This window comes from Propioniciclava flava, assembly GCF_004126535.1.
Taxonomy (GTDB): domain Bacteria; phylum Actinomycetota; class Actinomycetes; order Propionibacteriales; family Propionibacteriaceae; genus Propioniciclava; species Propioniciclava flava.
This window is the reverse complement of record NZ_PPCV01000001.1, coordinates 339665-358069: the sequence shown is the minus strand read 5'-3', so window position 1 is coordinate 358069 and position 18405 is coordinate 339665. Positions and strand designations below refer to the sequence as shown.

Below are 18405 nucleotides of genomic sequence, written 5' to 3'. Positions count from 1 at the left end.
GTCTTTGCCCTCGTCACCCACTGGCCGCTCGACTCCGCTCGGGCCTGCGCCGGGCGCAGCACGGCTCGTGAACTAGCGGGCCCGCGTGTCGGCGCTTCCCGCCCGCTAGAGAGCTTCACTAGTCTCGGAACATGCCGTACGAGCCGATCGTTCCCGAGGGTCAACACCTTGGGACATCCCATGCCGTCGATGGAGCTGTGACGGGGCATCTCTTCGAGGACGGCACGAACGACCTCAAGGGCCACGCTGCTTGGCGGTGGGTCGACGAGCCAGAACAGGACTACTCGCCGAGCTACGGATACGAGCCACCGCGCGAACTGACACCCGAGGAACGGGAACTCGCCGAGAAGCTCGCGGCACTCATCTTGATCGGCATCATCAAGGGAGTGGAGACCGCGGCACCTCACATCAGGCGTTGGTGGAGCGAGAAGGCTGCTCCGACGATGCGTTCCGCCTGGGAACGAATCACTACGTCAGGCAGGCCGCGTGGCAAGGTAGCGGTTGCCCCACCTCCAGCTCTCGAAAAGATCAGCGTCGTGATGCTCGACGCTGGGGCGGAAACCGTGCTCGCGGAATCGAAGATCAAGATGAGCCGCGCCGAGTGGATGCACCGTTTCCGTGCGATGGTTGCGGCAGGCGCGTTCCAGGAGGAGCAGCAACGGATCCTCGCGAACGCCCGCGTTGACGACGAGGATGAGCCAGTCGGGAGAGCGGGGGGTTTGAGTGAACTGAGCCCGCAGCAATTCGCCGACCGTGTTCAGTTGATGCTGGAGGCTAACCCTTCGTTGTTGACCGAGGAGACGTCTGCCGAGTTGGCGCGCGTCTTCAGCGCGAACGCATTGTCGCTGTAGCTTCTGGGAGTCGAGTGCCAGGGGGCTGACCGCTGCAAACTTGCGCTGCGCGAACTCGGGATGAGACATCTGCGCGCTAGCGGGACAGCCTCGCCAGAACTTCAATGCACCGCGAGCTCAGTTCCTTCGGAACGACGCGGCGAACAGTGGCAGTATTTCTCTTGTGCCCGATAGAGGACTAACGACCGGCCACGAAGGCGCGATCCCACAGACACGCGATGAAGCACGAGATGGGCTTGCGCACGGCTTGGTGAGCCTGGACGCTAACGTGCTTCTCAGCTTCTACCGATTCAGCCCGAGCGCCCGCCAGGCGCTGATCTCAGTTCTTGAGGCGCTCGGAGACCGGGTGTTTGTCAGCCACCAGGCCGCTCGCGAGTTCTGGCGCAACAGGCTCGCAGCAATCGACGCGCGTAACACCGCTACCGAGCAGCTGGGCGCTGCGCTGTCTAGGGCTGAGAACCAAGTCCAGGACGCCGTACGGGTTTGGGCGAAGCAGACGGCTGCAGATGTCGCAGTGGAGCAGCAGATGCTCCGGAGCGTACGACAGGCGTTCGAGACGTGCTCAACCACGGCAGACGGAGTCACCAACGAGTCCTCCACCTTCGCTTACGACGCTGGCCAGGACTCAGTGACTCTCGCCCTTCAGCCCCTGCTGGCCGATCGAGTCGGCGACCCGCTCCCTCCCGAGCAACACAAAGACGCCGTGGCGGAGGCTGCCCGAAGGACTCAGTTGGGCCTTCCCCCTGGCTTTCGAGATGCGAAGAAGGATGATGTCGGGGGCGCTGACGGTTCGACCGGGGACTACTTGGTGTGGCTTGAGTCCATGCTCGAAGCAGAGGCACGTGCGTTGCCGCTCGTCCTCGTCACAGGTGATGAGAAGGAAGATTGGTGGTGGAAACACCGCGGGCAACTGCTCGGCCCTAGGAGCGAGCTTGCAGATGAGTTCCAGAAGCGGAGTGGGGCTGCACTCGTGATGCTGCGCCCCCTACAGCTGATTGAGCACGCGGATGTTCTAGCGGTCATGGTTTCGGAGGAAGCCCGTTCGGACGTCGAGCGCAGTACGACATCCGACACACCGATCTGGACCGAGCAGGCGGTCGAGGAACTGCTCGCTCGACTGCGTTACGAAGGTCGTGAGCAGGAGTCGGTGATTCGGCAGGCCGCTCAGAACGGCGGGTCTATTGATCGCGACTCGCTATACGCCCTGTGCGGCTACGGGGCGGATCGAATGCTACGAGGATTCACGCGTCCAACGGCTCGAATCACGGCGGACCTCGCCGCTGAGGGCTACATCGACGACGGTGTCTCTCCGATGCTCACCCCCGTCTATGACGGAGGAGTGCAGGCGCTTCGTTTTGAGATCCCTCCCGAAGTCGTGACGATTCTCGGCTCAATGGACACGTCGCATCAGGAACCCACCAATCGCGCGTTCTGAGGCAATTAGCGTCACCCTGTCGAGGGAACAGCCACGCCGCTGTGCAAGCACTTCCGTGGCGGTGCCTCGACGGAGCGCTCTGGCGCGAAGGCAGTCTGAGCCGTCGCACTACGTGTCGGTCGGTCAGACTGCACGCAGCCCTGCCAGCCACGCCCCCAGTAGTTCCTGGTGTGATCCGCGCCAGGCCGACGTCACTACTCGCTGGACCTCGGTCGCGACCAGATCTACGCGCTCCGCGCGTCCGGTGCCGAAACACGCAATGCCCCTTCGGCCCAGTCTGTGGGCGCCTGCCAGCTGGTGGTCGTACTCGGTGGCCGCCATGGCGGGTTCGTCGTTCCAGGTCTCCTCGCCATAGATGCCCTCCGAGGCAGCGCGCAGCACGATAAGCAGGTCGTCGGCATCCTTGGTCTCGGCGGGCTGGCGTCCGGCGAACGCGATGAGTTTCAGAACGCCGATGAGTTCGAGGGGAGCGACAGGCAGCAGTCTGCCGGACGGCAGGGTGACGATATCCGCGTTGGTGGCTGCTTCAGCGCAGCCGAGGACGCTGAGGCTGGACTCGTGGATATGGACCTCGTCGTCGCTTTCCAGGTCGCCGAAGGGCATGACGTCGACCTGCTGTCCGAGCAGTGTCCTGCGCTGCCAGGCTCGGGTTGGTTCGCCGATGGTCGCCAGCATCGCGTCGAAGTCGACGGCGTCGTGGGCGGCGATAGCGATGTCGACGTCGTTGGTCGCGCGGCGGGGGAGATTGACGCCTCCAAGGATGAGCGCGAGGTCTCGGGCGGCGGCACCGATGAGAACCCACCGGCCCGGAGCACCCAGGGCATCGACCAGGGCATCCAGCAGCTCGCCGGGGACAGGAAGGTCGGCCTCAGCCAAGGGTGCGAAGGTGCGCGTCGTTCCTCCTGAGGTTGGTCGCGACCTGAACGGAGCGGGAGTCGCCGTCGCGGAGCAGGTCGCCGTAGATCAGCACCGACGGCACCAGGTTCAGCCGCGACGCGGGCAGGCCGTCTCCCCAGAAGCGCTCTCGTACTTCGACGCGAAACGGGGTGGGGTCGGCCGTGAGGCGCAGCAGAGTCACGGCAGGCCCGAGAGTTGCGGCGTAGACGATGCCATCAGTGGCGCGAACCTGATCGTCCAGGACCGCGGCCGCGGCGATTCCGCCGAGGAGGACGACGTCCTGGGCTTCAGCTCGCACCGTGTCTGACCAACGATCGTCGGCCGCGTACAGCGTCCGGCTCGAGAGCGGACGCACGGCCAGCCTTCGATACGACTCTGCCCACGCGTCCAGCAACCGGCCGGGGTCGTGGAGTCGGCCGTCCAACAGCAGCCCGGCATCGGTGAGCTGGGCAAGCGTGTTGTGGACGGTGCCGATCGAGGCTCTTGCGGCCGCGGCCAGCGTGCGCACTGGGCTGGCCGCTAGGTCAGGGTTGGCCAGGAGCGCGAACGCCACCCGGTGGCTGGCGCGGTTGAGTGCCAAGGCGCCCGGGGCCCGCTTCGCCTGCGCTTCCAGGCTTGCCGACTTGGCATGCATTCCGATGCGGCCGGGTTTGTCGGCCCGTGCGAACAGCACCGTGCGCCCGTCAAGCGACAAGTGAGCGTTGCCACGCTCGTCCAGGAAGCTGGCGTCCGCTTGCGCCAGGCGCTCCACGGTGGTGTCGTCAAAGCCGCTGTTCACTAGAAGCGGCAACCATCCCGGCTCTTCCTCGGGCGTCCTTGGGTTACGGCCAACGGGGTGAACCTGGACCCGATGTAGCGACGACCCGTGGCGGAGGACGAGCCGGCGGCCACCGGAAGGCTGCACCGACAAGGCGGTGACGTCCTTCATCCCGGCGCGTGCCAAGCCCTGCTGGATGAGTCGCGCCAACTCTTCCCCCTGCGTGTTCAAAAGACCCATGTGTTCAATATAGCTGAACAGAGTCTCCATTTGAACAGCGGCGTGCACGCTACTCACCACCGGCGGTAGCGATCCTCGGGTCGGTCAGTAGGGATGGCTGGGAAGAGCTTGTCCAGGTCTTCGATGCACACGCGGATGAGCTTGTAGCCGAGCTTCACGGCGGGAAGGTCGCCGGAGCTGATCCGTCGGCGCAGGGTGTAGGTGCTGACCGCGTAGATCTTGGCGGCCTCGCGCAGGGAGATCCACTCCGGTGTGACGCGCTGGGTCTGGGGGACTGCCATGGTGCTTCCTTCCTGTTGGTGCTCGGCGGGTTGTCTGCCGGGCGGGTGCTCAGATGCCGATGCCGCGGCTGTGGTGGTGGTCGTGGCCGAGGCGGGGCGGGTTCGTGGCGGCGGGGGTCGGTGAGGGTGTGCTGCGGCGGCGAGATGGTTTCCCAGATGTCGTTGAGCCAGGGTTCGAGCCGGTACCGCAGGGCGTCGGCCTTGTGATCGTCGGGCAGCGGCCGGCGAGCGGCTTCGGTCAGGTGCCGGGGCAGCTGGTTGCCCTGGGGATCGATGGCTGCGCATTCGCGGGCCAACCGGATGGTGGCGGGGTCCTCGATAGTGCCGGGTGCGACTTGGTGGATGCGGTTCAGCCAGGCCAGCACGGGTTCAGACTCTCCGGCGATGAGGTTGTCGAGGCGGTGCTGAGCGCGGGCCTCGACCAGGTGGTGCTCGGGGCGCCCGGTGGGCCGCAGGTCGTCGTCGGAGATCCCGTGGGCGGCGCGCCACACTTCGATCTGCGCGATGGTGTCGGGTGCTGGCCGTGCGATGAGCGCGGCGGCCCATCGGGATGCGGTCTGGTCGGTGGCAGCATCCTGCTGGACGCGTTCGGCCAGTTCGGTGACGAGCGCCCATCTGGCGGCGAGGTAGCGGCGCCATTCGGGCTCCGCCAGCACCTTGTCTGGGACGGCTGGAAGCCAGGGCAGCGGGCGCCGCTCCTCGTTCTCCGCTCTGAGGCTGACCACGTCGAGGCGCCGGTCCACGACCGCGGCGGGGTCGCGGGAGTCGTCGAGTTCCTCGGAGTTGACGGCGTACTGGAGTGCGCTGATCGGCGAGATGCCCTGGGCGTTGAGGACGAGCAGGTGTGAGCGGGCGACAGGCCAGGCGTCTGCGTCGGCGAGGTCAAGGGTCTCCGCGGTCTTGTCGAGCAGGGCGACCAGGTCCGCGCCGCCGGCTACGTGTTCGGCGGCGGTGACGATCGCATCCTGGTAGCAGGCGACGGCAGCACCGAGCAGCGTCCGCGGGTCGCGTAACTCGGCGAGCTGGGTGGTGGCGGAGGTGGGGATGTCGGAGCGGGCGAGGATGGCTTCGAGTTGTTCGGTCGGCGTCGCCGGCGTGATGGTCTCGGGGCGCAGGCGGTTGTGGGGGTCGCCGTCGCCGGTGACCTGCAGGTAGGCGTGGTTGGCGTGCCGGCCGCGGCTGAGCATGGTGTAGAGCTGTTGGCGGGACTCGTGGCCGGTGAGGAGTCCGTGGCAGGTGTCGGCGGTGATGCCCTGGGCGCCGTGGATGGTAGTGGCATAGCCGAGGTTCCGTAAACGCACCTACCTCTCACACGAGTAGGAAGGCGGGACCGAAGCATGGGCCACGAACAGCAAGAACAAGCGGCAGGGCCGTTGCGGGCGGTCGTGTACGTCCGGATCAGTGATGACCCGGAGGGCACCGAGCGTGGGGTGGATCGGCAGGAGGCCGATTGCCGCGCCTACGCGACCGCGCATGGCTGGGAGGTGGTGGCGGTGTTCCGGGAGAATGACACCTCGGCGTTCAAGCAGCGCACGATCACGCTGCCCTCGGGTGAGCGGGTACGGCGGGTGATCCGCCCGCAGTTCCGCGCCATGCTCAAACACCTGACCGACGGGCAGGCGCAGGTGATGATCGCGTACGACCTGGATCGGGCCGTGCGCGACCCCAGGGACTTGGAGGACTTGATCGACGCGAAAGTGCTCGGCAGGTTCGGAGTCCGCTCCGTGACGGGTTCCCTGCGGCTGGACACCGATTCCGATGTGGCGATGGCGCGAGTGCTGGTGGCGATGGCGAACAAGTCCTCCGCCGACACCGCCCGGCGTGTGGCGCGGGCGGCGAAGCAGCAGGCCATCGAGGGGGCATGGCATGGGGGCAGGGTGCCGTTCGGGTACCGTGCCGAGTCCGGCGTCCTCGTTATTGATCCGGTGACCGGGCCGATGGTGGCCGAAGCCATGCAGCGGGTGCTGGCGGGTGAGTCGCTGTACCGGATTCGCAAGGACTGGAACGAGCGCGGAGTGCTCACCACGCACGGGTGCGCGTGGTCGGATCGGACACTCAAGCTGATGCTGCGCAACCCCTCCATCAAAGGCGTACGCGAGTACCGCCCGATCCTCCCCGATGGCACGCGCTCCAAGACCTCGCTCATGCAGGTGCAAGCGGCGTGGCCTGCGATCGTGGATGAGGACACCTGGCAGCAGGTCTCCGACGTGCTCGACGCCCGCAAGCAGGCCCGGAACTTCCATACGCCTGGCAGCGGAGCGGCGAAGCGCATGTACCCGTTCTCGGGGCTGATCCGCTGCTCGACCTGCGGAAGGGCGATGCTCCACCGGGGGAACGTGTACCAGTGCGTGCAGGCCACGCGTGGCGGGTGCAACCGCTCGATCCGCTCCGCCGAAGTCTCGAAGCTCGTGGAAGAGGCGGTTCTGGCGACCTTCGAGCAGATCACCCTCAACCCCACGACGCGCACCAGACCGAACGCGGACGTGGGCGCGCGTGTCGGGCTCACGGCCCGGCTCGACGCTGACCGGGAGCGTCTGGCGCGGTTGGATGATGACCACTACGACGGGCTGATCGACAAGGCGATGTGGGTGCGCCAGCGCGCTCGGATCGCCGAGCGGATCGAGGCCACGCGCCGCGAGTACGCCGCCGCCGTGCCTGAGCACGCCGGGCCGGGAATCGACATGACCACCGTCGCCGCCGAATGGAAGGGTCGCGCCCCGCTGTGGAAGTACCAGGCCGCGAACCTGATCCTGGAAGCCGTGCTCGTCCACGCCCACCCCGCCGACATGATGACCGCCGTGCCCAAGCGCCGCAACGAGACCGTCGAAGCGTTCCACGCCCGCCGTGACGCGCATCGCGCCGACGTTCTCGCCCGCCGGGTCGAGTTCATCTGGCGCGCCTAACCAGCCCCCGGGTGCCATCGGCCCCGCGTCCTAACCAGCTCCACAGTTCAGGGCGCTGGTCCTTCCCGCATCGCGGCCGCTGCCTGTCTCGTGGGCCGAGGCGCGCCGCACAGCTCCCGAAGCTCGGACAGCACCGCCGGGTCGTCCACCGCCAGGGCGAAGCCCTGCGCCTGGCGCGAAGCGGCAGCCAGCCGCGCCCCCAGCGTGGAGCTTGCCAGGGGTGCTGGCAGCGCGGACACGGCGGATACAGCGGCGGTCGGGGTGCTCATACTGTCAGGTGCGCCGCCCTACCCGCGCTCCAGTCACGATGCGGTGTACTTGTCAGGGTGCGCGGCGTGGATCGCGTCTGTCAGCGCGTCGTCGTCGCGTAGAGACTCCGGTGGTTCGCCGCTGAGCAAGCGCAGCAGGACGCCGTCGCCGGTGGGGGTATCAGCGTGTTTCGGGTCGGGGTGCCCCAGCACGATCCGCAACAGCGAAGTCCACGACCTTCGCGGCACATCCAGCAGCGTCGGGATGGAGCGGTCCCGGCGTAGCACTTCGACCGCCCGGGGTCGTGAGGACAGGTCTGCGAGCCGGTAGGCGACATGTTCCACGCAATCGGCTACGAGCGCGGCATCCCAGTCCGCCGAGACGAACAGCCCCACTACCTCCGACAGCACGGCGGCGACCGGCCCGTCATCCTCGCCGGGCTCTGGTTCATCATTGTCGGGGGTGACGGCGAATGCCGGATGGTAGTCGGTCAGATTCTCCCGTTCGGCGAACCGGATGGCGTCGTGGAACCCGGCGATCCTGCCCGTGTGGCGGACCTTGCCGGTGGAAACCAGCAGCCCAGCAGCCCGAGCTTCCGCGATACAGGTGATCTGCACGGCACGGGTGACCACCGCCCACGGATTACCAGCGTTCCGCGTCGAGGGGGCGAGCATGACCTCGAACGCTGCCGATGCGACCTCCCAGGCGTCCAGGCCGTGCTTGCGGGCCAGCGGCCGGTACTTGATCGCGGTGTAGCGCATCAGCTCCGCCGCTTCGCGATCGGTCTGCCAGGCCCCAGGCCCGGACTCATGCAGCCGGATCAAGAGGGCACGTAACCCATCCGGGCTCTGGAACCCGTAACCGGCCGAACCAGCCGAGGCCGCAGCATCGTCGCTTGCGGCGGGTGAGGTGTGTTCGGTCACGGTGGCGCCTCCCGTGAGGGAGGTGCGCCACCAGCACCCAAGTCGCGACGCCCGCCAGAGCGCCCCTAAACCCGCCGCCCATCAGCGGGTGCATGCGACTATCTAGGCAGGTCGTATGCGGGCTGGTCGGGTTGATGCCTGCGCCGCCGGCCTGTCGCTTCTATGACTGTGGATCGTCTACGTTGACCAGACCGCGCTTGCACCGGCCTCGGCGACGAGCCACAGCGTAACGAGTGAGGCGACGGCGGCCGCGACGAGGAGCACCGAGGCGATCCGTGACAACAGGGATGCCGGGCGTTCGGGCCGGAGCAGCCACCATGCGGTGATGAGCACGAGGGTGAGCATTGCGCCGGTTGCGTAGAAGAGATTCGCGCTTGCGAGAGCGTGCGCGTTCGCGGCCTCGCGTTCTGCTGCGGAAGCGGTGCGGGTAACCATTTCGAGGAGCGCCGGGCCTTCACTCGCCGCCCAAATCACCATGCTGACTGCTGCGATATTCGAGAGGATTAAGGGGAGCCGCATGCGTTTGCGGCTCCGGGCAGAGAGCGCGTAGACGCAGGTGAGGACTGCTGCGAGGGGAACGAAGGCGATGGTCAGATAGGCGGCGGCAACATGACTGGGCATAGGTATCTCCGGGTTGCAGGTGGCTAGTCGGTCAGCGGTCGCCCAGCGGCGTCCGTAAGGAAGTTGCGATCCTTGGTGAGGATCAAAATGCCCTCGATGATGCCCCACACCCAGCCCAAGCCGAGGGTCATGAGGGTGACGACGATCTGCGCAACGCCGATCGCAGTGTGACCGAGGTAGAAACGGTGGACACCGAGACCACCAAGCACGATCCCGAACGCCCCTGCCGCGATCCGGCTTTTCGCCAACGGATCAGGCTGCGACCCTGGACGGTCCTGCGAGGCCTCGCTCACGCGCGCGGTGGGCTCTGACGGTTCAGTTCGTTCGTCGGTCATCGGTATCACCTCGTGACCGTCGCCAGGCTGCGACCCCACGCCTCGGCCGCTTCCACTTCCCCCGGACGCAACGGCCCGGCCATGCCCCGTACGACAAAGGTCCTGGTCTGGATCGAGCGACCCGGAGCGCGCCCGGACAGGATGCGGGCAGCGGCCTTCGCTGCGGAACCGCTGAGCCAACCCCTGCCATTCGTCGTATCGAACACAGCGAGGTTTAGGTCATCGGGCAGGATCGCGCTGGCGACCCACTCGCGCGCACCCGAACCCACTGGACGGTGAACGGCTTCCGCCGCTTTCGCGCGAGTATCCGCAGTCGACAAACCGCGATTGTGGGTGGGAGCCCCGATGACGAGCAGCCCCACGTCGCCATCGACTGCTGCCGGGGCCTCATCCACGCTTGCAACCTCCACTTGCACGCCGCTGACGGTCAGGCCGCGTGCGACCGCTTCCCCGATCTCGCGAGTGTTCCCGAACCAGGACTCGACCACTACCACTGCTTTCATCGCTGCCTCCATCATGTTGGGTCTTTCAGTACCTACTATGGTACAGGTAGTTCCAACGGTGGTACTGGTCGATATAATGAGGGCATGGCGCGAACCCGAATGAACGACCGAGAGACTGAACGGCGCATGCTGGACACCGCGATCGCGCTCGTGCATGAGCGCGGCCTGTCAACCGGGCTGGAGGCTCTTGCGTTCGATGAAGTCATCCGGGGGGCGGGCGTCTCGCGGACCTCCGCGTACCGGCGTTGGCCCAAGCGCGATCTGTTCTACAGCGAAGTGCTGCTCGAACTCGCAGCCGGTGCAGCCCTCCCAGCACCCGAAACAAGCATCGCTGGCCCGGCGGCTCAGGTTGTGCTCGCCCACGCTGATCGTCTGAGTTCCCCCCAGGGGCGCCGAGACCTGGTGGTCGAGCTGCTGCGCGTCTCCATCGGGATCGACTTCGAGGTCGTGAGCACGTCCCCCGCGTGGCGCACCTACCGGCTCCTGCTCGCCAGCTACGAGGGAATCGCCGACCCGAGCGTTCGGGAAGCGGTGACCGCCGCTCTAGCCGAGGCAGAGAAACGCGCACTCGAAGCGCGAGCGCGAGTCTATGCAGAGTTCACCGCACTGCTCGGGTACCGGCTGGTAGCCCCGCTGACTGGCCCCGATGGGTTCGAGTTCATGAGCCGCGCAGCCGGAGCCACCATGACCGGAGTGCTCTCACGGAGCTCTCTCGGCGACACCGCGATCCAGTCACCCCGCCAAATGCGCGCTTTCGGCACCACCGCTGCCGCTGAATGGAGCCCAGCGGTCTACATGGTGACCGCAACCGTCCTCAGCTACATCGAACCCGATCCCGGCATCGAATGGTCGCCAGAACGCATCGACGACCTCACTACCGCGATCACGCGCTTCTCCGGCCCCGCCGCCTAGCAGCAGCTCACCCCGCCGAAAGACACCCGCCGCAGACTCGCCCCGCGAGCCACCGACCTGACGACCCTCCCACTCTCCCTGCTTCAAAGGATGCACTTATGCCACGGCGGGGCCGTGATGCGCACCTCCCTCATGAGACGACTCATGAGGGAGGTCAGCGTGAAGGGCGGGGTGATCTTGTTTCGCGGCAGCGGGGCCGCCGCACGCTGCTATGTCGAGGCCGACCGCTCCCGCGCTGACGAGTACTACCTCGGCGCAGACAACGCCGTTGCCGAGTACACGGTGCTCGACGGGAGCAGCGAGGTCACCACTGCACGGTCGCTGACAGCGGCTGAGTACGAGGGGTGGGTGGACTGGACCAACCCCGTCACTGGCGAGTCGATGGGTACCCCACGCGCCGCAGCCGAGGGCACGAAGGGATCACCGCTGTTCGCAGAGATGACGATCAACGCCCCCAAGTCCTTATCGGTCGCCGCCGCGCTCCACCCGGAGGTATCCGACGCACTCGACACCGCACAGCAGGACGCCCTCGCGGAGATACGCCGGTGGCTCGGTCAGCACTCCGTGACGAGGGTCGGCCCTCGTGAGGCGCGGGAGGTCGTGCCCATCGAACACATGCAGGTCGTCGGCATCCGGCACAAGACCTCACGGGCGGGTGATCCACACCGGCATATACATATGCAGATCGGCACGCGCGTGTGGGCGGCCGGGAAGTGGCGGGCGCTGGACACGGCCGCGTTGTTCAAGCAGCAGGGTGCGATCCAGGCCCTGGGTACGGCGGTGATCGCCGCTCATCCACAGCTCGCCGCGGTGCTCGACAAGCATGGCCTCACGCTCGACGCATTGACCGGGGAGGTCGCGGAGTTGGAGCCGTTCAACGGGGTGATGTCGAAGCGCTCGGCACAGATCAAGCGCAACCTCGACCGTCTCGAAGCCGAATGGAAGGCGCAGCATCCTGGCGAGGCGCTTGGCCCGGCGATGACGGCCAGGTTGCAAGGCATCGCGTGGACGCACCAGCGGCCGGGGAAGAAGCCCGCTGACCTGAAGGACGAGCAATGGTGGGTGCAGGAACTCCGCGAGGCCGGATACGACCCCGCAGGCCTCGAGCGTCGGTCGGTGCAACCGGTGGTGTCGGTGGATGGCCTGGCCGTGCAGGAGGTTGCATCGCGGGCGTTGGATCGGAGTGCGGCGAGTGCGTCGGCGTGGACGCGGCACACTGTCCAGGAACACGTCACGCGGATCACCACCGAGCACAGCGTGCGGGCGACGCCCGCTGAGTTGCGGGAGTTCATCGCCCTGGCGACTGAGCTTGCCGTCTCGGATTGCTTGTCCGTCTTGCCGCCTGGCGCGCCGACGCCGGAGCACGTCGCGCACCTGAGCAGCCTCAGCGTGATCGCTGCCGAGACCGCGCTGCGCGACCAACTCGCCGCCGCGACACCGCGCCGGGAGTCAGGGCATCCCGACGTGACCCGAGCCGGGCAAGCCGCCGGACTGGATGAGGGACAGACCCTCGCGGCTGCGGTGGTTGCCTCAACCGATCCACTCGTGATCGTTGAGGGTGCGGCGGGAAGCGGGAAGACGACCATGCTGCGCACCGCGATCACCGTCGCCGCCGAGCATGGCCGGGCGTCGCGGGTGGTCGCACCGACGTTGCGGGCCGCTCAGGTCGCGCACGACGAACTCGGCGTACCCGCGACATCGGTTGCGGCGCTGGTGCACGCGCACGGGTGGCGGTGGAACCGTGACGGCGTGTGGACACGTCTCACCCCTGGCGATACCGACCACGAGAACGGGCGCACCTACACCGGCCCGCCCGAAGACGCGCGGCTCGCGCGGGGCATGCGCGTGATCGTGGATGAAGCGGGGATGCTCGACCAGGACACCGCCCACGCCCTGCTCACTGTCACGGCTGAGGCGGGGGCGACGGTCGCGCTCGTGGGCGACCGAGCACAGCTCCCCGCTGTCGGTCGCGGCGGAGTGCTCGACATGGCCGCGCAGATTCGCGGACGTACCTACGACATGACCGAACTCCACCGCTTCACCAGCCCTGACTACGCCGCCCTCACGCTGGAGATGCGCGACCGAGTGGACCCCGGCGAGGTGTTCGACCGGCTCGCCGCGCTGAGCCTGGTGACGCTGCACGCCGATGAGGAGCGGGCGCGCGAGCACATCGCCGCCCATGCTCGTGACGGTGAGGCGATCATTGTCGCCACCAACGACGAGGCGGCGGCGTTGAACGAGCGCATCCGCACCGGACGCATCGAGCGGGGCGAGGTCGATGACGCGGTGACGGCGACCGGCAGCGACGGTCTCCCTATCGGGGCCGGTGACCTGATCCAGACCCGCCGAAACAACACCACGCTCGGGGTCGCGAACCGGCAGACCTGGGTCGTCCGGCACGTCACCGACCACGGCACCGTCTACGCCCGCGAGGTCGGCAGCGGGCGCAAGAACCCCCGTACCATCGCCCTGCCCGCTGAGTATGTGGGTGAGCACGCGCATCTGTCCTACGCGGCGACCGCGTATGGCGTCCAAGGTGCAACCGTCGATGCCTCGCACACGATCCTGTCGGAGGCGACGACCGCGGCAGGCATCTACGTTGGCATGACCAGAGGCCGCGAACAGAACCGCCTGCACGTCGTCGCCGTGGACATGGCGGACGCGCGGGCGCAGTACATCGACGCGATGGAACATTACCCCGCCGACCGGGGCCTCGATCACGCCGCGCGCGCCGCCAAGGAAGCGGTGCGCGGACTCATCAGCGATGGCCCCGTCAGGCTCGTCTCCGAAGAACTCGCCCGTCTCGACCAGGAGGCCGAGCGTGCCGAACGCGCGGCGGCACGCTGGGAGCAGATCGCCAACAGGCTCGACGCTCAACATGCTGCGCACCAGGCCGAGGACGACGCTACCACCACCCTGCTCCGCAACGCCGAGGACACTGCCGAGCGGGTGCGCGCTGAGGTCGCCCAGCCTCTCACCGATCAAGCGGAACGCGACGGCGCGGCCTACGTCGCCGCCGTAGAGATAGAGACGGCCGCGAGTGCACGGCTCGTCACCGTCGGACGGTTCGGCAGGCGCAACGCCCGCGCGGAGCACCAGGTCGCGACCGGACAGGCCCGGAGCGTTCGGGAGCAAGTACGCGACGCCTGGGGTGACGAGCTGCCTCGCACCGTCGAGGCGCTCCCCGCATGGGCGGCCCGGGCGGCTGCGCGACGAGCCGAGAACGACCCCCGTGTGAGCGACGCCGAACGCGCCGTCGAAGCGGCACACGCCGAACGAAAAGCGGCGCGGCAGCGACACCAACAAGAGCGCATGTCGTTGCTCGTCAACGAATACGGGGCCGACAACGCTCGCCGTAGCCAGCTCGGCATGGGCACGGTCAACCCACGCCGCAATGTCCGCGATGCGCGTACCCGAGCCACCTTGGCCCGGGCAGAGGCGGACGAGCTCCGCAACCTCCCCGTCAACGATGCCGCCAGGCGCATCGAGACCCACCGGGCCGAACAAGAGCAGAAGCAGCGTGTGGCACAGCGGGCGCGACAACTCCACGACCCATTCGAGCGCGAGCCCTACCGCCCTGACCCGCGGCGCGACGGGCCAGCACGCGGCTTGTGACGCGGCTCAGAGTGGTTCGTGCCAGATCGGCTCGGCGCCATCGGCTGAGGCGTGTACCTCTGGTCTCCCGCCGGAGCGCGAGACGGTTCATCTGTCCCGTTTCGCGAGCCTCCGGAAGTACTCGGCGAGCACGAAGATGCCAATGCAGATCGCGATGTCCTGCAGAGTGAGCCCGGTGCCGATGGCCGCGAACCGGTCACGGAAGAAGATCGTGACCAGAAGCAGCACGACATCAGCGGCGCCCGAGACGAGTGCGAGCCACATCGCGACGCGTGGGTTCCACAAAGAGACGATCAGCGCCAGCATCACGCCGATGACGTTGATCCCGAACAAGACGAGGAGATACCACGGGTAGTCCGCGAAGTACGCGACACCCTCCGGGGTGTATCTGTCGGTGAGATACGCCTGATTCCCGGTGGCGACCATGACGAAGTCGTACAGGCCCACCGACATGAAGAACGTGGCGACGACGACGATCAGCCACAGGTGCCAGGGCCGGGATCGTCTCGGCGAAGACATCATGGACGGCCCTCCTTGCGAGGAGGCGAGCCCAGCACCTTGCTCATCACATCGGCGTACTCGGCGGGATCGACCAGCGCGATGCCGCGCTCCACGTCGGCCATGAGGAGCAGGGAATCTCCCGGCCCAAGGCCAAACATGTCCCGCACTTCCTTCGGGATCACGATCTGCGACTTCGGGCCGAGCCGCACCGTGCTGATCCACTTGCCTTCCGATCGCGCGTCTGCTTCCATGCATCGAGAGTACCACGATTCTTACTTTTACTACTCTATGCTCGACCGGCAACGCGAACCCTGCCCGCTGATCCCGCGACCCTTCAGCGTCAGGCTTGCCCCGGAGACGCCGCTGCAACGCACCGATACACTGGGGCTGCGCAAACGCGCACGATCACAGGTGAGTGCGTTTGCGGTACCTCGGCTAGCCGAGCTCGGCGTGGTTGGTGACGTAGCCGCCCGGCAGACTGACCCGCCGGTGGGTGGACGGGTTGTGGACGTCGAGTGACCCGTCGGGGTGGACGCCATCGACGTCCCACCGGTCGCCGTTCTTGACCCAGCCGTTGCCGGCGCGCAGTCGACGGTCGTTGCGTCGGGTCACGACGGTGTCGCCGACCGAGGCCCGGTTGCCGTCGGCCAGGGTGGCTTCGTGCCGTGGTCGGCTGCCGGCCAGGCGTTGCTCGCGGGGCTGCTGGTTGAGGACGGCGACAAGCTCGCGGGTGCCGGCGAGCATGATGGCGTCCAGCCCAGCCCGTTTGTCGGTGAGCCAGGCGTCGAACAGCTGCTCGGACGTGGTGGTGACATCGCCGACGTGAACGCGGTCGTGGTCGAGGTAGTAGCCGAGGGCGGCGGGGTCGCCGTCACGGAGGGCAAGGGTGGCGTGGGCTTCGGCGGGATCGGTGAACCTCATTACTTGGTCGAGCCGGACCGCGCCGTGAGCGGTGACGATGTCGGCCAGGATGCCGCCGGCCGAGATCGCGCCCAACTGTTGGTCGTCGCCGATGAGCCGGATGCTGGCGCCGCGGTCGAGGGCCCAGCCGATCACGTAGTCCAGGCGCAGGGTTATCGGCCATCCCGGCCTCGTCGATGATCAGCATCGTGTTCGCATTCACTGACTGGGCCCACTCGGCCGGCCGAGCCTGCCCGATCTCGTAGACCAGCTTGTGGAGGGTGTCGGCGTGGATGCTGTGGCCGAGTTCTTCGCCGAGCTGGGCGGCGGCGGTGGCTGAGGGGGCGAGGGCGAGGATGGTGCCGCCGCTGTTGGTCCAGGCGTTGGCGAGGGTGCGCATGGCGGTGGTCTTGCCGGTCCCGGCCGGGGCGAGGGCGAGTTGGACGCGTCGTCCGGAGGTGGCCAGATCGCGGACGAGCTGGGCCTGGCCGGGGTTCAGTTCGGTGCCGTTGGCGTGTTCGCCGAGCAGGGCGACATCCACCGAGTTGTAGCCAGCTGTGCGTCCGCCGGTGCGTCCGGCGGCGTCGATGATGCGTTGTTCGGCGAACAGGACGCGTTGGGAGGTGTAGCGGGTCGATCCGGCCACCCGGTACACCGGGGTCCCGTCGGCGCGGCGCAGCGTGTCGGGTTCGCGGATGCCGTCCTCGGGCGGGTCGAGGCTGACGCACATGGCCAGCGCGACCTCGACCAGCCGTGGAATGGCCTGGTCGAGCTGGTCCCACCGGATGCCGGCGGCGCGGGCGCAGCGTTGGGCTTCGGCGCGGACGTGCCAGGTCTGCCACTCCGCCCGGCCCTCCTCGACATTCCTGATCACGTTGGCGGCCAGCTGCCGACACCAGTCCGGGTCGAGGGCGGGTGCGTGCAGCCGGGGCTGGTTGAACATGCGGCTGAACATCTGTTGCAGACCGTCCTCGCCGATCTGATCGAGAGCCTGGCGGGCCCAGGCGGCCTGCTCTTCGGCGAGGGAGCGCGGTTCGTGCTTGGCCTCCCTGGTCTCGAGGGTGGCCTGCTGGTACAGCTCCTGCCGCTCCGCGGCCGTGGGTGGGCGGCTGTGTTCGTTGTGGAACATGCCGGCCAGCTCGCCGGCACGGACACTGATTTCCCGCCGCCGGGTCGACCACAGCTGGATCAGCCGCGGATCCATGCCGGCGATCTCCCGGACGGGCCGCCTGCCGTCCGTGCGGGGCACGTCGATGAATCGCAGCCCGAGCGCCGCACCCAGGTGGGCTTCCAGGGCGGTGTTGTAGGTTTCCGAGGCGGCGGTGATCGCCTGGTGCATCGCCCGGCCGTCGATCGCCCGCCACTGCCCGTCGCTGATCGCTTGGACCTTGTGCGCCACCGCCACGTGGGTGTGCAGGTCCGGGTCACCGGTCCGGTTGTCCCGATGCACGAACGCGACCGCGACCAGCCCTCGGACGTCGAGCTGCTCGACTCCGGCATGCCCTTTGCGGGTCTTGAGTACGTCGGCCTCGATGAACGCCAGCGCCTCGGTGATCGCAGCCCAGTGCGCCTTCTCGATCAGGTCGGCGGTGTGCTGGTCGGCGATCGCCCACAGGGCCGACACCGACTTCACCGGCGAGAACGTCAAGTCGTAGCCCGACACCGGCGTGGCCGGCGGCCGCGACATCCTGGTGATGAACCCGGCCAGCTGGCGCGGGCTCGGGGGGTGGTGCTCCATGGCGGTGAACCACTCGATCGCCAACGTGGTGCGCAGCCGCGCTCGGACGTCGTCGGGCAGCTTCGCAGTGGGCTTGTTGCCATGGTCGAGGTTCCAGGCGGCGTAGCGGTGGGTGAGTTCCTGCCGGAACAGGCTGTGGCCGGGGTCCGGGAGCCGATAGGGCCGGCCCAGCCGGACCGCGTCGCGCCGCTCCTGCTCGGTCGCATCCGGCCCCAGAGCGGCAAGGCGCTCGGCGGCCAGTGGATGCAGGCCCTTCCCGAACAGGAAGTCCATCTGCTCAGCGGTCACCACGTCGCCCGGATTGAGGCCGTCGATGCCGGCCAGGCCTGATCCCACCCAGACCCCGGGCGCCTCGCCCTTCTCCTCGTAGTAGTCGGCCAGCCGGGAGCGGCCCGGGGTGGCCGAATCATTGCGGGCCACCTGCCGAGTCAGGTACTCATACCCCGATCCGGCCGTCAGCTTGTGCATCCCCATCACCACGACCACCTCCTCACTCCAGTACAGGCAGACGAACACGCCCTGCGTGGCCACCGCCGAAACGGGCTCTCATATCCCTAAGCCGAAAAAACGGCTCGATTCGGACAAAATCGCCGCCGAAGTAAGCCCTTCTACCTATCCCTATGCCCAGAAATGTGACGATCAGGACGACCAGCAAGCACATTTGCGCAACTTGATGCTCGGTGTCCGGATCGGCCACCCGCCATGTGCGCGGACGCCTCGGGGGTCTCCGCGCTACGCTCGCCG

16 protein-coding genes and 1 pseudogene are annotated in these 18405 nt (G+C 67.6%); 5 read left to right on the top strand and 12 right to left on the bottom strand.

Annotation, left to right across the window (positions count from 1 at the left end; translation table 11 throughout):
* Nucleotides 1-131 precede the first annotated feature (131 nt).
* Nucleotides 132-851, top strand: a complete 720-nt coding sequence (locus C1706_RS01665) for a hypothetical protein (protein WP_129457460.1) — start codon at nucleotides 132-134, stop codon at nucleotides 849-851.
* A 250-nt stretch (nucleotides 852-1101) separates the two neighbouring features.
* The gene (locus C1706_RS01660; protein ID WP_164987381.1) at nucleotides 1102-2286 is read left to right on the top strand and encodes a PIN-like domain-containing protein; all 1185 of its coding nucleotides are present in this window, start codon (nucleotides 1102-1104) and stop codon (nucleotides 2284-2286) included.
* A 123-nt stretch (nucleotides 2287-2409) separates the two neighbouring features.
* On the opposite strand, the gene C1706_RS01655 is transcribed toward C1706_RS01660, so the two are convergent.
* Genes C1706_RS01655 through C1706_RS14460 form a run of 4 tightly spaced genes read right to left on the bottom strand, consistent with a single transcriptional unit; the run spans nucleotide 2410 to nucleotide 5762 of the window.
* On the bottom strand, nucleotides 2410-3162 hold the full coding sequence (locus C1706_RS01655) for a hypothetical protein (RefSeq protein ID WP_129457458.1): 753 nt from the start codon (nucleotides 3160-3162) through the stop codon (nucleotides 2410-2412).
* The gene (locus C1706_RS01650) at nucleotides 3155-4180 is read right to left on the bottom strand and encodes a type IV toxin-antitoxin system AbiEi family antitoxin (protein ID WP_164987380.1); all 1026 of its coding nucleotides are present in this window, start codon (nucleotides 4178-4180) and stop codon (nucleotides 3155-3157) included. Before C1706_RS01650 ends, C1706_RS01655 begins: the two co-directional genes overlap by 8 nt.
* A gap of 53 nt (nucleotides 4181-4233) precedes the next feature.
* A complete protein-coding gene (locus C1706_RS14910) occupies nucleotides 4234-4374 on the bottom strand; it encodes a hypothetical protein (RefSeq protein ID WP_431830681.1) in 141 nt (46 codons plus the stop codon).
* The gene (locus tag C1706_RS14460) at nucleotides 4335-5762 is read right to left on the bottom strand and encodes a C-terminal helicase domain-containing protein (RefSeq protein ID WP_241653365.1); all 1428 of its coding nucleotides are present in this window, start codon (nucleotides 5760-5762) and stop codon (nucleotides 4335-4337) included. Before C1706_RS14460 ends, C1706_RS14910 begins: the two co-directional genes overlap by 40 nt.
* A 36-nt stretch (nucleotides 5763-5798) precedes the next feature.
* On the opposite strand from C1706_RS14460, the gene C1706_RS01640 reads away from it, so the two are divergent.
* Entirely contained in the window at nucleotides 5799-7364 is a 1566-nt protein-coding gene (locus C1706_RS01640) for a recombinase family protein (protein WP_129457455.1), read from the top strand.
* 302 nt (nucleotides 7365-7666) lie between these two features.
* Here C1706_RS01640 and C1706_RS01635 read toward each other — a convergent pair whose 3' ends face one another.
* From C1706_RS01635 to C1706_RS01620, 4 genes are all read right to left on the bottom strand, one after another.
* Entirely contained in the window at nucleotides 7667-8536 is an 870-nt protein-coding gene (locus C1706_RS01635) for an exopolyphosphatase (RefSeq protein ID WP_129457454.1), read from the bottom strand.
* Between the two features lie 177 nt (nucleotides 8537-8713).
* Entirely contained in the window at nucleotides 8714-9157 is a 444-nt protein-coding gene (locus tag C1706_RS01630) for a hypothetical protein (protein WP_129457453.1), read from the bottom strand.
* A 23-nt stretch (nucleotides 9158-9180) separates the two neighbouring features.
* Nucleotides 9181-9492, bottom strand: a complete 312-nt coding sequence (locus C1706_RS01625; RefSeq protein ID WP_129457452.1) for a TM2 domain-containing protein — start codon at nucleotides 9490-9492, stop codon at nucleotides 9181-9183.
* A gap of 5 nt (nucleotides 9493-9497) precedes the next feature.
* A complete protein-coding gene (locus tag C1706_RS01620; RefSeq protein ID WP_129457451.1) occupies nucleotides 9498-9995 on the bottom strand; it encodes an NADPH-dependent FMN reductase family protein in 498 nt (165 codons plus the stop codon).
* Nucleotides 9996-10079: 84 nt separating this feature from the next.
* Between C1706_RS01620 and C1706_RS01615 the strand changes: the two genes are divergently transcribed.
* Both C1706_RS01615 and mobF (C1706_RS01610) read left to right on the top strand, forming a co-directional pair.
* The gene (locus tag C1706_RS01615) at nucleotides 10080-10907 is read left to right on the top strand and encodes a TetR/AcrR family transcriptional regulator (protein ID WP_129457450.1); all 828 of its coding nucleotides are present in this window, start codon (nucleotides 10080-10082) and stop codon (nucleotides 10905-10907) included.
* A 144-nt stretch (nucleotides 10908-11051) separates the two neighbouring features.
* On the top strand, nucleotides 11052-14522 hold the full coding sequence (gene mobF, locus C1706_RS01610) for a MobF family relaxase (protein WP_129457449.1): 3471 nt from the start codon (nucleotides 11052-11054) through the stop codon (nucleotides 14520-14522).
* An 87-nt stretch (nucleotides 14523-14609) separates the two neighbouring features.
* Here the strand turns inward: mobF (C1706_RS01610) and C1706_RS01605 are convergent, their stop codons facing one another.
* From C1706_RS01605 to mobF (C1706_RS01590), 4 genes and pseudogenes are all read right to left on the bottom strand, one after another.
* Nucleotides 14610-15044 carry a hypothetical protein gene (locus C1706_RS01605; protein ID WP_129457448.1) on the bottom strand — a complete coding sequence of 145 codons (435 nt, stop codon included), beginning with the start codon at nucleotides 15042-15044 and terminating at the stop codon, nucleotides 14610-14612.
* Nucleotides 15041-15274 carry an AbrB/MazE/SpoVT family DNA-binding domain-containing protein gene (locus C1706_RS01600; protein WP_129457447.1) on the bottom strand — a complete coding sequence of 78 codons (234 nt, stop codon included), beginning with the start codon at nucleotides 15272-15274 and terminating at the stop codon, nucleotides 15041-15043. Before C1706_RS01600 ends, C1706_RS01605 begins: the two co-directional genes overlap by 4 nt.
* Nucleotides 15275-15458: 184 nt before the next feature.
* The gene (locus C1706_RS14730) at nucleotides 15459-16079 is read right to left on the bottom strand and encodes an AAA family ATPase (RefSeq protein ID WP_164987379.1); all 621 of its coding nucleotides are present in this window, start codon (nucleotides 16077-16079) and stop codon (nucleotides 15459-15461) included.
* Between the two features lie 28 nt (nucleotides 16080-16107).
* Nucleotides 16108-18129: pseudogene (mobF, locus tag C1706_RS01590) on the bottom strand (MobF family relaxase); the annotation flags it as partial.
* Nucleotides 18130-18405: the final 276 nt, after the last annotated feature.

Bases quoted from the DNA above. Each gene is read 5' to 3' on its own strand.
- C1706_RS01640 (WP_129457455.1), top strand. From the start codon at position 5,799: ATGGGCCACGAACAGCAAGAACAAGCGGCAGGGCCGTTGCGGGCGGTC.
- C1706_RS01665 (WP_129457460.1), top strand. From the start codon at position 132: ATGCCGTACGAGCCGATCGTTCCCGAGGGTCAACACCTTGGGACATCC.
- C1706_RS01625 (WP_129457452.1), bottom strand. From the start codon at position 9,492: ATGACCGACGAACGAACTGAACCGTCAGAGCCCACCGCGCGCGTGAGC.
- C1706_RS01620 (WP_129457451.1), bottom strand. From the start codon at position 9,995: ATGAAAGCAGTGGTAGTGGTCGAGTCCTGGTTCGGGAACACTCGCGAG.
- mobF (WP_129457449.1), top strand. From the start codon at position 11,052: ATGAGGGAGGTCAGCGTGAAGGGCGGGGTGATCTTGTTTCGCGGCAGC.
- C1706_RS01605 (WP_129457448.1), bottom strand. From the start codon at position 15,044: ATGATGTCTTCGCCGAGACGATCCCGGCCCTGGCACCTGTGGCTGATC.
- C1706_RS01630 (WP_129457453.1), bottom strand. From the start codon at position 9,157: ATGCCCAGTCATGTTGCCGCCGCCTATCTGACCATCGCCTTCGTTCCC.
- C1706_RS01615 (WP_129457450.1), top strand. From the start codon at position 10,080: ATGGCGCGAACCCGAATGAACGACCGAGAGACTGAACGGCGCATGCTG.
- C1706_RS01650 (WP_164987380.1), bottom strand. From the start codon at position 4,180: ATGGGTCTTTTGAACACGCAGGGGGAAGAGTTGGCGCGACTCATCCAG.
- C1706_RS01600 (WP_129457447.1), bottom strand. From the start codon at position 15,274: ATGGAAGCAGACGCGCGATCGGAAGGCAAGTGGATCAGCACGGTGCGG.